Origin of the sequence: Brevundimonas sp. LPMIX5 (assembly GCF_003576505.1) — a bacterium.
Classification (GTDB): Bacteria; Pseudomonadota; Alphaproteobacteria; order Caulobacterales; family Caulobacteraceae; genus Brevundimonas; species Brevundimonas naejangsanensis.
The window spans coordinates 212,621-227,428 of the sequence record NZ_QWTZ01000010.1 but is presented as its reverse complement, the minus strand read 5'-3'; the positions used below and the strand labels follow the sequence as shown (position 1 = coordinate 227,428).

At 67.9% G+C, this 14,808-nt stretch carries 14 protein-coding genes; 5 read left to right on the top strand and 9 right to left on the bottom strand.

Annotation, left to right across the window (positions count from 1 at the left end; all coding sequences use genetic code 11):
• Nucleotide 1: 1 nt before the first annotated feature.
• The 4 genes from D1604_RS10760 to map are packed head-to-tail and all read right to left on the bottom strand — an operon-like array spanning nt 2 to nt 2,454.
• On the bottom strand, nt 2-244 hold the full coding sequence (locus D1604_RS10760) for a BolA family protein (RefSeq protein WP_024354238.1): 243 nt from the start codon (nt 242-244) through the stop codon (nt 2-4).
• 55 nt (nt 245-299) lie between these two features.
• The gene (locus tag D1604_RS10755) at nt 300-866 is read right to left on the bottom strand and encodes a GNAT family N-acetyltransferase (RefSeq protein ID WP_119413272.1); all 567 of its coding nucleotides are present in this window, start codon (nt 864-866) and stop codon (nt 300-302) included.
• Entirely contained in the window at nt 863-1,606 is a 744-nt protein-coding gene (gene radC / locus D1604_RS10750) for a RadC family protein (RefSeq protein ID WP_024354240.1), read from the bottom strand. The genes D1604_RS10755 and radC overlap by 4 nt, the downstream gene beginning before the upstream one ends.
• Before the next feature lie 26 nt (nt 1,607-1,632).
• Nucleotides 1,633-2,454: a type I methionyl aminopeptidase gene (gene map, locus D1604_RS10745; protein WP_024354241.1), complete on the bottom strand. Its 822-nt coding sequence runs from the start codon at nt 2,452-2,454 to the stop codon at nt 1,633-1,635.
• A gap of 151 nt (nt 2,455-2,605) precedes the next feature.
• Here map and D1604_RS10740 point away from each other — a divergent pair, with 151 nt between their 5' ends.
• Together D1604_RS10740 and D1604_RS10735 are read left to right on the top strand one after the other, a co-directional pair.
• Nucleotides 2,606-3,376: a competence/damage-inducible protein A gene (locus D1604_RS10740; RefSeq protein ID WP_119413271.1), complete on the top strand. Its 771-nt coding sequence runs from the start codon at nt 2,606-2,608 to the stop codon at nt 3,374-3,376.
• 184 nt (nt 3,377-3,560) lie between these two features.
• A complete protein-coding gene (locus D1604_RS10735; protein WP_119413270.1) occupies nt 3,561-4,862 on the top strand; it encodes an OmpP1/FadL family transporter in 1,302 nt (433 codons plus the stop codon).
• An 80-nt stretch (nt 4,863-4,942) separates the two neighbouring features.
• Here D1604_RS10735 and D1604_RS10730 read toward each other — a convergent pair whose 3' ends face one another.
• The 3 genes from D1604_RS10730 to D1604_RS10720 form a co-directional block, all read right to left on the bottom strand.
• Complete coding sequence (locus tag D1604_RS10730) at nt 4,943-6,448, bottom strand: DEAD/DEAH box helicase (RefSeq protein ID WP_373561212.1); 1,506 nt, start codon at nt 6,446-6,448, stop codon at nt 4,943-4,945.
• Between the two features lie 268 nt (nt 6,449-6,716).
• Complete coding sequence (locus D1604_RS10725) at nt 6,717-7,307, bottom strand: DUF1345 domain-containing protein (RefSeq protein WP_233552039.1); 591 nt, start codon at nt 7,305-7,307, stop codon at nt 6,717-6,719.
• A gap of 121 nt (nt 7,308-7,428) precedes the next feature.
• Complete coding sequence (locus D1604_RS10720) at nt 7,429-8,544, bottom strand: aromatic ring-hydroxylating oxygenase subunit alpha (protein WP_119413267.1); 1,116 nt, start codon at nt 8,542-8,544, stop codon at nt 7,429-7,431.
• Between the two features lie 99 nt (nt 8,545-8,643).
• Between D1604_RS10720 and D1604_RS10715 the strand changes: the two genes are divergently transcribed.
• A complete protein-coding gene (locus tag D1604_RS10715; protein ID WP_119413266.1) occupies nt 8,644-9,591 on the top strand; it encodes an alpha/beta fold hydrolase in 948 nt (315 codons plus the stop codon).
• Nucleotides 9,592-9,695: 104 nt separating this feature from the next.
• Nucleotides 9,696-11,768, top strand: coding sequence for a transglycosylase domain-containing protein (locus D1604_RS10710; protein ID WP_119413265.1), 2,073 nt, complete (start codon nt 9,696-9,698; stop codon nt 11,766-11,768).
• A 98-nt stretch (nt 11,769-11,866) separates the two neighbouring features.
• Here D1604_RS10710 and D1604_RS10705 read toward each other — a convergent pair whose 3' ends face one another.
• Both D1604_RS10705 and D1604_RS10700 read right to left on the bottom strand, forming a co-directional pair.
• Nucleotides 11,867-12,421, bottom strand: a complete 555-nt coding sequence (locus tag D1604_RS10705) for an ActR/PrrA/RegA family redox response regulator transcription factor (protein ID WP_119413264.1) — start codon at nt 12,419-12,421, stop codon at nt 11,867-11,869.
• A gap of 69 nt (nt 12,422-12,490) precedes the next feature.
• Nucleotides 12,491-13,990 carry an ActS/PrrB/RegB family redox-sensitive histidine kinase gene (locus D1604_RS10700; RefSeq protein WP_119413263.1) on the bottom strand — a complete coding sequence of 500 codons (1,500 nt, stop codon included), beginning with the start codon at nt 13,988-13,990 and terminating at the stop codon, nt 12,491-12,493.
• A 103-nt stretch (nt 13,991-14,093) separates the two neighbouring features.
• Between D1604_RS10700 and D1604_RS10695 the strand changes: the two genes are divergently transcribed.
• Nucleotides 14,094-14,714 carry an SCO family protein gene (locus D1604_RS10695; protein ID WP_119413262.1) on the top strand — a complete coding sequence of 207 codons (621 nt, stop codon included), beginning with the start codon at nt 14,094-14,096 and terminating at the stop codon, nt 14,712-14,714.
• Nucleotides 14,715-14,808 lie beyond the last annotated feature (94 nt).

Here is a 14,808-nt window from a genome sequence, read left to right as displayed (position 1 = left end):
ATCAGCCCGCCTCGGCCGGGGCGGAGGTCTCCAGCGCCAGGGCGTGCAGTTCGCCGCCCATCTTGCCCTTCAGCGCGGCGTAGACCAGCTGATGCTGGCGCACCCGGTTCAAACCGCGAAACGCCTCTGACACGATGCGGGCGCGATAGTGGTCGCCGTCGCCGGCCAGATCCTCGATGGCGATGTCCGCGTCGGGGAAAGCCTCGGTCAGATGGGCGCGAAGATCGTCGGCGGACATGGGCATGATGAAAGCACTCCGGAAGGCGACGGGCCGGCGAACCGGCCCGAGAATGTAAAGCTTACCCGGCCCCGCCGGTCCTGTCAGCCGCCCCTCCGACCGCCTCGACCAGCCCGCCTTTGGGCCGCTCGAACAGGGTGACGACCGAGCCCTTGTAATCGGCATGGCCATAGGGGCGGTAGCCGACCCGTTCCGCCAGACGAATGGAGGCGGCGTTGTCCGGCGAGATCATGCAGACGGTGCGCGGCTCCGATCTGTGCTGGTCGGTCCAGCCCAGCGCCGCCTGCAGGGCCTCGCGCGCCATGCTGCGCCCCTGAAAGGCCGGCGCCACGCCCCAGCCCAGCTCCGGCGCGTCGAACGGCGGCGCCATGTCGCGACGATAGTCCAACACGCCGACGCTGCCGACATAGGCTCCCGTCGCCGTCTCGCGGATCGACCAGTTGCCGTAGCCCTTGACCTGCCAGTGGCCGACATCGCGCAGCAGGCGGAACCACACCTCCTCCTCCGACAGGCCGCGCCCCATGATGTGGCGGGTGAAGTCGGCGTCGGCCCACAGGGCGGTCAGGTCATCCATGTCGCCCACGGCGACGGGCGTCAGCGTCAAACGCTCGGTCGAAAGAACAGTCACATCAGTCCCAGTTGCTTGAAGCTGGCCACGCCTTCGCGGCCGACGATCAGATGGTCATGGACGGTAAGGCTGAGGGCGCGGGCCGCCTCGATCACCTGTTTGGTCATGTCGATGTCCGCCCGGCTGGGCGTCGGATCGCCCGAGGGGTGGTTGTGGACGATGATCATGGCGCTGGCCGACAGCTCCAGCGCCCGACGCACCACCTCGCGCGGATAGACAGGGGCGTGATCGACCGTGCCCCGGTTCTGGATTTCGTCGAGGATCAGCTGGTTCTTCTTGTCGAGATAGAGGACGCGGAACTGCTCGCGCGGTTCGTGCTGCAGCGACAGCCGCACATAGGCAAGCAACGCCGTCCATGACGAGATGACGGTGCGCCGGTTCGCCTCCTCCTTGGCCACCCGGCGGGAGACCTCATGCAGGGCCGCCAGGTCCAGCGCCGTCTCGGCGCCCACCCCCTTGGCCCGACCGCGCGAGTCCTCGGCCTTGACCGTCATCAGATCCTCAACCGAGGCCGCCAGCACCGCCGCCAACGAGCCGAACCGGGTCAGCAGGGCCTTGGCCACCGGCTTGACGTCGCCCTGCGGCTGACTGCGGAACAGGAACAGCTCCAGCAGCTCATAGTCCGGCAGATGATGAATGCCCGCCGTGCGTGCGCGTTCGCGCAGCCGCTCGCGATGCCCGGCGTGGTGCGGCCTGGCCTTCGGTGGTTCCGGCGATTTTTCTGGCGGTTGATCGAGCATCAGCCCCCCCCGAGGGGGAGACTAGCTCAGAATTTCGGGCGGAACAGGCCCTTGGGCGAGGCGGTGAAGATTTCCAGCCCGTCCTCGGTCACGCCGATCGAGTGTTCGCATTGCGACGACAGCGATTTATCGCGGGTCACGGCGGTCCAGCCGTCCGACAGCACCTTCACCGCAGGCTTGCCCAGGTTCACCATCGGCTCGACCGTGAAGAACATGCCCGGCTTCAGCACCGCGCCCTCGCCGCGACGGCCGTAGTGCAGAACGTTGGGGCTGTCGTGGAAGACCCGGCCGATGCCGTGGCCGCAGAAGTCGCGCACCACGCTCATGCGCTGGGCCTCGACGAACTTCTGGATGGCGTAGCCGATGTCGCCGAAGGTGTTCCCCGGCTTGATCTGGGCCAGACCCAGGTCCAGCGACTCATAGGTGACGTCGATCAACCGCTTGGCGCGGGCGTTGATCTCGCCGACCGGATACATGCGGCTCGAATCGCCGTGCCAACCGTCGACAATGACCGTGTGGTCGATGTTGACGATGTCGCCTTCCTTCAGGACCTTGTCGCCGGGAATGCCGTGGCAGACGACGTGGTTGATCGAGGTGCAGACCGTCTTGGTATAGCCCTTGTAGCCCAGGCAGGCGGGCGTGCCGCCGTTGTCCAGGGTGAACTCGCGCACCAGATCGTCCAGCTCGCCCGTGGTCACGCCCGGCTTCACGTGCTCGCCGATCATGTCCAGCGCCTCGGCGACCAGACGGCCCGCCTTGCGCATGCCCTCGAACCCTTCCGCGTCATAGATGCGAATCTCGTGGCTGCGGACGAAGACGTCGGTTTCCAGGTCAGGGGTCTCGTACATGCTCGGCTTTCGGGGAGGCGCGCGCTCCGCAATCAGGCGGACCGGGCGAAGAAACGACTTTCAGAACTTCAGATGGTCAGACTAGCACAAAACCTCAAGCCCGTCAGGGTTCGCCGCTGACGCAAGGGCCCTCGTTTCCTATCTAGGCGCCATGTCCCAGCCCCAGCCCTCTCCCACCGCCGCCGTCCTGATCATCGGCGACGAGATCCTGTCGGGCCGCACCCGCGACAGCAATCTGAACACCCTGGCGCGTTTCCTGGCGCCGCTAGGCGTCGAACTGATGGAGGCGCGGGTGGTCGGCGACCGTCAGGGCCACATCGTCGCGGCCCTGAACGCCCTGCGCGCAGCACACGACTATGTCTTCACCACCGGCGGCATCGGCCCGACCCATGACGACATCACCGCCGATGCGGTCGGCGCCGCCTTCGGCGTGCCGGTGAAGGAACACCCTGAGGCGCTCGCCATCCTCGAGCGCCGCTATGCGCCCGGAGAGTTCAACGCCGCCCGGCGCCGCATGGCCCGCGTGCCCGAAGGCGGCGTCCTGATCGCCAATCCCGTCAGCGACGCGCCGGGCTTTCAGGTCGACAACGTCTTCGTCATGGCGGGCGTGCCCAAGATCATGGAGGCCATGCTGGACGACGTGGCCCCGCGCCTGAAGACCGGCGCCCCGGTGCACAGCCGCGCCCTTCGCGTCACCGGTGTCGGCGAGGGCGCCGTGGCCGACATCCTGCGCGCCGCCGCCGAGGCGCGCCCCCACCTGTCCTTCGGCTCCTATCCCTTCGGCTTCAGCAGCGGACATACCGCCGACGAGGTTGGAACCCAGCTGGTGATCCGAGGTCGAGATCAAGCTGAAGTTGACGCAGCGGAACATGATTTATCTGCCGAACTGCGTTCTTCGGGCATCATAATTGCCGCTACGTAACCTCACCAAGGTGTGAAATTGCGCGCCTTTTGGGCCACGCTTTTGCCGGGAAGCCGTCCGACACCAGCCTTGGACGCAACGCTTTCATGACACGGACGCTGTGGTGAACAGCGTGGCGGCTCTCCCCGAACCAAGGCCGTCCGCCTTTTTTCAATGGTCGGCCCACGACATAGGTGAAGCGTAAATGACCCCCAGGAACATGGCCCGCCTCGGCGGCCTGGCTCTGACCACCGTCCTGATGACGGGCGTGGCGGCCCCGGCCTTCGCAGGCTCCTTCTATCTGCAGGAACAGTCCGTGCGCGGCGCCGGACGCGCCTTCTCCGGCGAGGCCGCCGATCGCGGCGTCGGCTCGCTGTGGTGGAACCCCGCCTCGATCGCCCGCAGCGGTCGCGAACTCTCCCTCGGCCTGCACGCCATCAAGATCGATTCCGAGGTGCGCAACACCGGTTCCTACGTCACCTATCCGGGCGGCGTGGACGTGCCGGTGGTCAACCCGCGCAACACCGAGGTCGACCCGATCGAAAGCGGCCTGGTGCCGAACTTCGCCTTCGCCACACCGATCGGCGATCGCTTCGCACTGGGCGTCTCGGTGGCGGCCCCGTACAACTTCACCACCAAGTACGAGCAGGGCTCCTTCGCCCGCTATGACGCCCTGACCTCGGAGCTGCGCTCGGGCGACGCCAGCCTGACCCTGGCCTATCAGGTCAACGACTGGCTGGACGTCGGCGCCGGGCTGAACGCGCAATACGTCAAGGCCAAGCTGACCTCGGCCATGCCGTCGGTCTCGCCCCTGCTGCCGGACGGCTCCTCCTCGCTGGAAGGCGATGGCTGGGACTTCGGCTGGAACGTCGGGGCCCAGGTCCACAAGGGCCCCTGGGACTTCGGCCTGTCCTACCGCTCCAAGATCGAGCACGAACTGGACGGCGACGTGGCCATCGTCCTGACCGGCCCGCTGGCGCCCAACAGCGTCACGACCAGCGGTACGGCCAGCTTCAACACCCCGTGGTTCGCCTCGGCCTCGGTGCGTTACGCCGTCAACGACAAGCTGACGCTGAACGCTCAGGTCAACCGCATCGGCTGGTCCGAGTTCCAGGCCATCACCGTCGAATATCCGAACGGCGGCGACGTCATCCATCAGAACTACAAGGACGTCACCACCGGCGCCATCGGCCTGGACTACGCCATCAGCGACAAGACCACCCTGCGCGCCGGCGTCGGCTACGACCCGACCCCGACCCGCGACAGCCTGCGCACGGCCCGCATCCCCGACGCCGACCGCTGGCTGTTCTCGGTCGGCGGCTCGACCGAGGTGACCGAGGGCGTCACCTTCGACGCGGGCCTGACCTACATCGCCTTCAGCGACTCGACGATCCACGACGACCGCGCCTTCTACGCCGGCACCCCGGCGGCCGTGACCTCGCACCTGCGCGGCGAGGCCGAAGGCTCGGCCCTGGTGGCCTCGATCGGCGCCCGCTGGGCCTTCTGATCCTCGCCTGACGGCGGATATGGAAACGGCGGCTCCCGCAAAGGAGCCGCCGTTTTTTCATTCTGCATTGATCGTAGCGATCAAGCCTGGGCGCTATGGCCCTTGCCGCCGTTGGACGGGCGGCGACGGCGCGGACGACGCTGCAGTTCGCCGACCGGCTTGGGCTCGGCCGCAGGGGCGGCGCGCACCGACGACCGGGCGCGGTCGCCCGCCATCGGATCATAGGCGACCGCCGGGCGTTCGGCCGCAGGCGCGCCGTTGCGGCCACGACGCTGGCGGTGCGGCTGACCGCCGCCCTCCTGCTTGACGCCTTCGCGATGCGGGTTGCGCCCGCCGCGGCCACGTCCGCCCCGGCCCTCGCCGTCCGAGCGGCCTTCACGTTCGGGCAAGGTCGCCTTCTTGGCCACGCCCGCCGACATGATGGAGGCGTCCAGCTGGGCCAGGGCCTTGTCGTTGCGGCGGTCGATCGCGGGAATCTTCTGGCGCGTAACCTTCTCGATGTCCTTCAGCAGCTTCATCTCGTCGCCGGCGACGAAGCTGATGGCGGTGCCGTCCTTGCCCGCGCGGGCCGTACGGCCGATGCGGTGGACATAGGCTTCCGGCACATAGGGCAGCTCGAAGTTCACCACGTGGGTGACCTTGTCCACGTCGATGCCGCGCGCGGCGATGTCGGTGGCGACTAGCACGCGCAGCTTGCCGTTCTTGAAGGCCTCCAGCGCGCGTTCACGCTGGGGCTGGCTCTTGTTGCCGTGGATGGCCCCGGCCTCGACGCCGCCGGCCTCCAGATAGGCCGCGACCTTGTCGGCGCCGTGCTTGGTCTTGGTGAAGACCAGGCAGCGCGTATAGGCGGGATCAGAGAACAGTTCGGTCAGCAGGGCGCGCTTCTTGCCCTGTTCGACCCAGATCACCGACTGTTTGATGCGCTCGACCGTGGTGGCCTGCGGCGTGACCTGCACCTTGACCGGGTCCTTCAGCAGTTCGCCCGCCAGCTTGCCGATCTCCGACGGCATGGTGGCCGAGAAGAACAGGTTCTGGCGCTTGGCCGGGATGCGGCTGACGATCTGGCGGATCGGCTTGATGAAGCCCAGGTCCAGCATCTGGTCGGCCTCGTCCAGGACGAAGATTTCCGTCTGCGACAGGTCCAGCGTCTTCTGCTGGATGTGGTCCAGCAGGCGGCCGGGCGCGGCGACCAGGACGTCCAGACCCTGTTGCAGGGCGCGTTCCTGCGGGCCGTATTTCACGCCGCCGAAGACGACCGCCACGCGGAAGCCCAGGTGGGCGCCGTATTGCTTGAAGCTATCGGCGATCTGGGTCGCCAGTTCGCGCGTCGGGCTCAGGATCAGGGCGCGGGTGGTGCGCGGCTTGGGCGCCACCCGGTTTTCGGCCAGGCGGTGCAGAATGGGCAGGGCGAAGGCCGCGGTCTTGCCGGTGCCGGTCTGGGCGATGCCCAGCAGGTCCTTGCCCTTCATCACGTCGGGGATGGACTTGGCCTGGATCGGCGTCGGCTTCTCATAGCCGGTCGCGGCCAGGGCGGTCAGAAGAGCCTTGTTCAGGCCCATGGATTCAAAAGTAAGAGTGTCGCTCACGTCTGTCTTTCACGAACGGCGGCGCGCGCGTCTGGACGAACCAGACCTTCACAAAAGGGCGCACGTCGCCTGCCCGAAATCGGGCGGGGAACGGGCGCCGCCCCGCGTGTATGGACGACGTATGAAATCGAATGATCCGGCCGCTCGACAGACAGGCCTTCCGGTCAGGGAAGCCCAAACACGCGCTGGAACGCGCCGGTCACCGCATTGTGCGATGCAGCGCAGATGGGCCTCAATAGCGGCCAAGTCAAGGCGAACCCGGCGAAAGCTACAACAGATTGACCGCCAGATTGACGGCCAGGGCCAGGATCACCGTGTTGAACAGCCAGGCCACGATGCTGTGGACGGTGGCGAGGCGGCGCAGGCGCTGGCTGGAGATCTGTACGTCGGCCGTCTGGTTCGCCACGCCGATGATCAGGGCGAAGTGCAGGAAGTCCCAATAGTCGGCGTCTTCCTCTCCCGGAAACATCAGGCCCTGTCGGTCGCCATCGTCGGCTTCGGCGGGCGCATAGAATTCATGCGCGTAATGCAGGCTGAAAATGGTCTGCACGAACAGCCAGCTCAGGGCGATGGTGGCCACGGTCAGAACCGCCGCCGTCGCCGTCGGCTTGCCGCCCGACGCCGCCATGAAGACGATGACGAAGACGCTGGCCCCCGCCGCCAACAGGCTGAGCGGCAGCACCGCCCCGCCCGCCTGATCCAGCTCCGCCGCCCGCGCGCGAATCTCCGCCACCGATCGGGTTCGGCTCAGCCGCACGAAGGTCAGCAGCAGGAAGGCCGCCACGCCCGCGTCCCAGGCGACCGCCAGCCGCACCGGCCAGCCCCAGGCTACGGGCGAAACGGCGCTCGCGGCCGCCATTATCGCCAACCCCAACCACAGGGCGAAATGCAGACGAAAGAGGCGCGCGACCGATTTCATGACGACATGATTGCGCCGTTCCGCACGGAACGGCCAGAGCTGCGCCGCCGGACTTCAGCCGTCAGCTCTTCCAGCGCAGCACCGTCTCCTTGATCGGATTGACGAAGGCGCGGCCCTCGGCGCGGCTCTTCAGCCATTCGCGCTTCAGCTGCTGATACCATTTGGCCTGTTTGTCGGCGTCGTCGATCCAGATCAGGGCCGGGTCGTATTTCAGCCCCTCGTTCTGCAGGTTCACCATGCCGCCGTCCTGCTTCAGGAAGGCGACGACCCCCATGCGCAGGAAGGGCTTGGCGATGCCGAACACCCAGTGGTCGGACCAGAAGATCTGGGTGATGCGGGTCTTGGTCTCGCTCACCGGCGTCAGGCAGGTCAGGGCCAGCACCTGCTTGGCGCCGACCTGGATATGCTCCCAGCGATAGCCCGGCAGGCGGAAGGTGATCTCGGTCGCGGGCGCCCCGCCCAGCACCTTGTAGAGGCGGCTGTTCGAGGACGGCGCATGGCGCACCATCGCCCAGCCGAAGTCTACGGGTGCGAAGGTCTTGGCCTTCTCGTGCATCGAGTGCTCGGACCGCCACCACCACTGCTGGTGGACGTAAGGGCCATGCGCGGGGTCCATCAGGCCGACGACGGCGTGATCGATATGGCTGTCGAAATCCATCGCCTCGACCAGACGCGGCTGGCCGACGGCGCCGGGGAACTGTGGCGGCTCCTGATCCGGCTCGGACGGATTGCGGGCGTCGGCCGCCATCCAGACGAAGACCATGCCCTGGCTCTCGCGCACCGGATAGGACCGCACCTTGATGCGGTTCGCCTCGAACGCCTGATCCTCGACCAGCGACGGGATGGCCGCGCAGACGCCGTCAGGCCGGAAGCGCCAGCCGTGATAGGGGCATTCGATCGTCTCGCCCTCGCCCGGCTTCTCGACCAGCCGCCCGGCCGACAGCGGCGCGGCGCGGTGGGGGCAGATGTCGCGCATCCCATAGACCTCGCCCGCGCGGGTTCGCCCGATCAGGACCGGCTCGCCCATGATCTCATAGCGCTTCAGGCTGGCGACCGGCACGTCGCGCGCCAGGGCGACGAAATACCAGGCGTCGGTGATGAAGCCCTTGCCGAAAGCGGCCAATGGAATCTTGGCTTCGGGGGCGGCTAAAGGGGCGGGCGCGGCGTCTGCGGTCATGGCCGCCTTGTAGCAGCAGGGACGGTCAGGCGTCCAAAGGCCATTCCCTTCCTCAGCCGATGAATTAATCTGTCTCAAATTCTCTTTGGGAGAGACGCCTTGATCCGCACCGCCTCCACCGTTTTTTTCACCGCCGCCGCCCTGTTGCTGGCCGCCGCCCCCGCCCTGGCTCAGGACGGCCATGTCAACCACGCAGCCCACGGCGCGCAGCACGCCGCCTTCACCTCCGACCGCCTCAACGTGGTGGTCGACGGGCCCGAGGGCGCGCCCGACCTGATCCTGATCCCCGGCCTGTCGTCCTCGCCCGCCGTCTGGCAGGGAACGGTCGATCACCTGAACGGGCGCTATCGCATCCACCGCATCCACGTCGCCGGTTTCGCCGGCGCTGCGGCTCAGGCCAACGCCCAGGGCGACGCGCCTCAGCCGGTCGGCTCCCCCGTGGCCGAGGAAATCGCCCGCTACATCCGCGAGCAGCATCTGAACAGGCCGGCCGTCGTCGGCCACTCCATGGGCGGGACCATGGGCATGATGCTGGCCGCCCGTCACCCCGATCTGGTCGGCCGGCTGATGGTCGTCGACATGATCCCCTTCATGGGCGCCATGTTCGGCGCGCCCGGCGCGACGGCCGAGAGCGTGACCCCCGTCGCTAATCAGATCTGGACCGCTCAGTCGACCAGCCCGCGGGAAGCCTACGTCGCCCAGGCCACCCCCGCCATCAACGGCATGATCAACACCGAAAGCCGCCGCGAAGAGGCGCTGGAAGACATGCGCAACAGCGACCAGAAGGTCTCGGCCGCCGCCTTCCGCGAACTGGTCACGACCGACCTGCGGCCCGAACTGGCCAAGATCACCGCCCCGACCGAGGTGCTCTACGTCAAATTCAACGACGCCCGCATGACCGACGCGATCACTGACGCCATCTATCAGGCGTCGTTCGCGACCCTGCCCGGCGCCAGGCTGAAGCGCATCGACGACAGCGCCCACTTCATCATGTTCGACCAGCCGGAAGCCTTCTACGGCGAACTGGACGCCTTCCTGGCGCGCTGAGCCATTCTTTCGGCGAAAAGGACGCACAGGCTGCCGTGGTCGAAAACGGGGGCGTTTTCGCCAGCGGCAGGAACGGCTAGGGTTTGCTTCGCTGGCATAAAGGGATGTTCATGACGCGCAACGATCGCGGACCCGACCGGAACGAGCAGGGCGGCGCAAAGCCGCGTCGAACCGTCATGGGCCGCCTGTTCTACTGGGGCGCGGTGCTGGCCGTCTGGGGCCTGATCTTCGCCGTGGTCTTCCTGGCCGTCTTCGCGCGCGACCTGCCGGACACCTCCAGCCTGTATGAAGTCGATCGCCAGCCCTCGATCACCTATCTGGATCGCTCCGGCGCCCTGATCGCGGTGCGCGGCACCCAGATGGCGCCGCCGGTCGATCTGGACGCCCTGCCCGACTACGTCCCCGCCGCCTTCGTGGCCATCGAGGACCGGCGATTCTACCACCACCCCGGCTTCGATCCGATCGGCATGAGCCGGGCCATGGCCTCGAACCTGAGGGCCGGGCGCGTGGTCCAGGGCGGCTCGACCATCACCCAGCAGCTGGCCAAGAACCTGTTCCTGACGCCCGATCAGAACATGAAGCGCAAGGTGCAGGAGCTGATCCTGGCCGTGTGGCTTGAGATGAAATTCTCCAAAAAGGAAATCCTCGCCCTCTATCTGAACCGCGTCTATTTCGGCGCGGGCGCCTATGGCATCGAATCCGCCTCGCAACGCTATTTCGACAAGAGCGCCGACAAGTTGACTGTAGGCGAGGCCGCCCTGCTGGCGGGCCTTCTGAAGGCGCCCTCGCGCTATTCGCCGGTTTCCGAGAGCGAGCGCGCTGCTGCCCGCGCCAACGTCGTGCTGAACGAAATGGTCGAGGTCGGCGCCATCACCCCGGCCCAGCGCGAAGCCGCCGTGGCCGAGCCGGTGCGGGTGTCCAAAACCCTGGCCAGCCAGCACGCCCAATACTTCATCGACTGGCTGGACAAGCAGATCCGCGGCCTGGTCGGCGAACCGACCGAGGACATGGTCGTCGAGACGACGCTTGACCTGACCCTTCAGACCGACGCCGAGCGCGCCGTCCGCCGTATTCTGGACCGCGACAAGGGCAAGGGCGTCGAACAGGCCGCGCTTGTCGCCCTGGACGGCGACGGCCGGGTGCGCGCCATGATCGGCGGCGCCTCATACGGCGACAGCCAGTTCAACCGCGCGGTGGATGCGCGGCGCCAGTCCGGCTCGGCCTGGAAGCCCTTCGTCTATCTGGCCGCGGTCGAGGCGGGCTATACGCCCGAGACGCCGGTGATCGACCAGCCCGTGACCATCGGCGGCTGGTCGCCGCGCAACTATTCAGGCCGCTTCTCCGGCCAGATGACCCTGGCTCAGGCTGTGGCCCAGTCAACCAATACGGTGGCCGCCTATGTGGCCGATCAGGTCGGACGCGACAGCGTGGCCCGCGCCGCCAAGCGTCTGGGGATCACCAGCGAGATCGGCCTGCAGCCCTCCATGGCGCTGGGTGCCGTCGAGGTCAGCCCACTGGAGATGGCCCAGGCCTACGACGCCTTCGCCAACGGCGGCCGCCGGGTGGACGCCTATGGCATCAGCCGCATCCGCACCCCGTCCGGCCGCGTCATCTACACCCACGGCCCGTCGGAAGGCGGCCAGGCCATCAACAATCCGCCGCTCTACTACATGAACCAGATGCTACGCGGCGTCGTCACTTCAGGCAGCGGCCGCTCGGCGGCGATCGGCGGGCGCGACATCGCCGGCAAGACCGGCACCACCTCGGATTACAAGGACGCCTGGTTCGTCGGCTACACGGGCGGCTTCGTCGCCGCCGTCTGGGTCGGCAAGGACGACAACAAGCCGATGGCCCGCATCACCGGGGGCTCGTCCCCGGCCGCCATCTGGCGCGGCTTCATGGAGGCGGCCCTGCCGCGTCTGGCCGTCCAGCCCATCCCCAACGGCCCCCCTCTGCCGGAAGGCTGGACTGCGCCCGATCCCGTCGGCGACCTGATGGGCCAGGTCGAGGACCCCTACGCCACGGCCACGCCCTATGACGCGGCGCCGCCCGTGATCATCGACGGTCAGGCCCCTCAACCGGCCCAGCCGCAACAGCCCCCGGCGACGCGCCCCGCTCCGCCGCAGACGCCCCCTGCGCCGCAGCAGGAACGGCGCCCAGACGCGCTGTTCTTCTGAATGGGTGTCGGCCACCTTCTCCCCTTGTGGGGAGAAGGAAAGGCGGCGCGCTCAAGCCGCGAGCGACCGCGTCGCGAGCATAGCGCGCAAAAAGCAGCCTATCGCGGGGCGCGCTTGGCCAGGATGCGTTGCAGGGTGCGGCGGTGCATGCCCAGACGGCGCGCCGTCTCGGACACGTTGTGGTCGCACAGCTCATAGACGCGCTGGATATGCTCCCAGCGCACCCGATCGGCCGACATCGGGTTTTCCGGAGGCTCGGGCGCCTCGCCGGCGGACAGCAGCGCCTTGACCACGTCGTCGGCGTCGGCCGGCTTCTGCAGATAGTCGACCGCGCCCGCCTTGACCGCAGCCACGGCCGTGGCGATGGCGCCATAGCCGGTCAGCATGACGATGCGGGCGTCCTCGCGCCGATCCCGGATCATTTCGACCACCTTCAGGCCGTTGCCGTCTTCCAGCCGCATGTCGAGGACCGCGAAGGCCGGGACCGACTGGCGCAGGGCCTCGTTGGCCTCGGCTACGGAACCGGCGACGGTGACGGCGAACCCGCGCGTTTCCAGCGCCCGGCCCAGCCGGGTGCGCAACGCCTGATCGTCGTCCAGCAGCAGCAGGGACTTGTCGTTGAGGGCGGCGATCTGGGTCTCGAGTTCGGACATGAAATTCTCCTGCGGTTCAGGTCGTGCGTCAGCGACGCAGGGTCAAGAGCCAAGCTCGCAACTGCGACATCAGGTTCCGCCCCCATCCATCGCCGAGGCGGTGACTTCCAGCGCCTGACGCGCCCAGCGTACGGAAACGAGGGCGCCGCCCGGCTGGCCCTTGGCGGGCGAGCCCGCGCCGACCGAGACCTTGGCGCCCGTCCGTTCCAGCAGGGTGCGGGCGATGAAGAAGCCCAACCCCATGCCGCCCTGGCTGGGAGCGATGGGGGCGGTGACCGGGGGCGGCGGCGCGCGCCGTCCCCGCCGCGCGGGGCTGGACGCCGAGGCGATCTGGGCCGCCAGGGCGCGGCGGGCCTTGGCCTGCGGGCGGCTGGTCACATAGGGCTCGCCCAGACGCGGCAGGATTTCAGAGGCGAAGCCGGGGCCGTCGTCGACGATGTCGATCTCGATCCATCCGGCGTCGACCACGGCGGTCAACTGCACTCGCGCCGTGGCGAAATCGGCCGCGTTCTCGACCAGGGTGGACAGGCCGTGGACGATCTCAGGCAGCCGACGTACGCGCGGCGCGGCCTGTCCCGGCGGGACCTTCAGGCTGATGTCGAAATCCAGATCAAAGCCGCGATGCGGCTGGGCCACCTCTTCCAGCAGGGTCTTCAGATCGATGTCGGCGAACAGGGCGTCGCCTTCCTCGGGCTGGGCCGACAGTTGCTTCAGGATGGCGCGGCAGCGCTCGGCCTGTTGCAGGATCAGGCCCGCGTCCTCGGCGGCGGGGCTGTCGGGAGCGGCCTCACGCAACATCTCCTTGGCGACGACCTGTATGGTGGCCAGCGGCGTGCCCAGCTCATGAGCGGCGGCGGCGGCCAGACCGCCCAGGGCCGCCAGCCTCTGCTCGCGTTGCAGCACGTCCTGCGTCGTCGCCAGGGCCAGTTCCAGTTTGTCAGCGTCGGCGGCCACCTTCCAGGCGTAGCCGGCGGTGAACAGCACCCCCGTCACCAGCGCCAGCCCCAGCCCCAGACGATAGAGGCCCGGCAGTTCCAGATGCTCATGCAGGCGCCACGGCAGGGGCAGGGACCAGGAGAACAGGAAGCCCACGGCGATCAGCGCCATCACGCCCAGAATGACTGCCTGCCGCGCAGGCAGGGCCGCCGCCGCGATCGTCACCGGCGCGACCAGCAGCAGGCAGAAGGGGTTGGCCAGCCCCCCGGTCAGGGCCAGCAGGGTCGCCAGCTGCAGGATGTCGAAGCCCAGCTGGGCGGCGGTTCGCGGCCCGTCCGGCAGGCTGCCGTCGATACGCCGCGCCCGCGCCATGGTGGCCAGGTTCATCGCCACGCCCGCGCCGATCACCGTCAGGCACTCCCATAACGGCAAGGGGAAGTGCAGGGCGAAATAGGCGGTCAGGATGGCGCAGGTCTGGCCGATCACCGCCAGCCAGCGCAGCACGATCAGGGTGCGCAGCGACAGACCGCGCCCTCGCCGGGGCAGTTCGGGCAGACCGGCCAGCTCGCCGCCCGCCTGGGCCAGGAGATGCGGGGGGGCGTGCGGCGGTATGGGGGCTTCTGTCGGGCTCACCCCTCTTCTATAGACCGGGCGAAGGGCGGCTGCACGGCGCCCTGTGTCGCGCCATGTGTCGCGCTCGCCCGATGATCCGCTTCGTTCCCCTCAAGGAGAGGCCATGCCCCGCCGTCCCGTCATCCTGTTCGCCGCCGCCTGCGCGGTCATCGCCCTGGCGCTGGGCCTGATCACCATGGTGGTGGTCGGCGGTCGTCAACAAGCGGCGCAGACAACGGATGCGGCGACCGGCCAGCCTCTGGTCGGCGGCCCCTTCACCCTGACCGATCAGGACGGGCAGGCGGTCACTGAAAAGATGCTTGAGGGCAAATGGAGCCTAGTCTTCTTCGGCTTCACCTATTGCCCCGACTACTGCCCGACCACGCTGGGCGTGCTGAACGCCGTGCAGGAACGGATGGGCGACAAGGCCAAGGACCTGCAAATTGTCTTCATCAGCATCGACCCCGAGCGCGACACGCCGCAGATGCTGAAGGACTATCTGTCGTCGGACGGCTTTCCCGACGACGTCATCGGTCTGACCGGCACGCCGGAACAGGTGGCCCAGGTCGCCAGAGAATACCGCGCCTTCTATCAGAAGGTCGGCGAGGGCGAGGGCTACACCATGAACCATGGCCTGACCGTCTATCTGATGGGTCCGGACGGCAAGTTCCGCAGCGCCGTCGCCCATGATCTCGGGCCCAGCCGCACCGTGACCCTGATCGAAAACGCGATGGAGAAGGGCTGATCACCTTTGCCTGAACGCGGCGCGGCCGGTCTTTTTTGCAGCGCATCATCCTGTATGATCGCCGTTCCGCATCGGCGGGGGCCGCAGTCGGGGT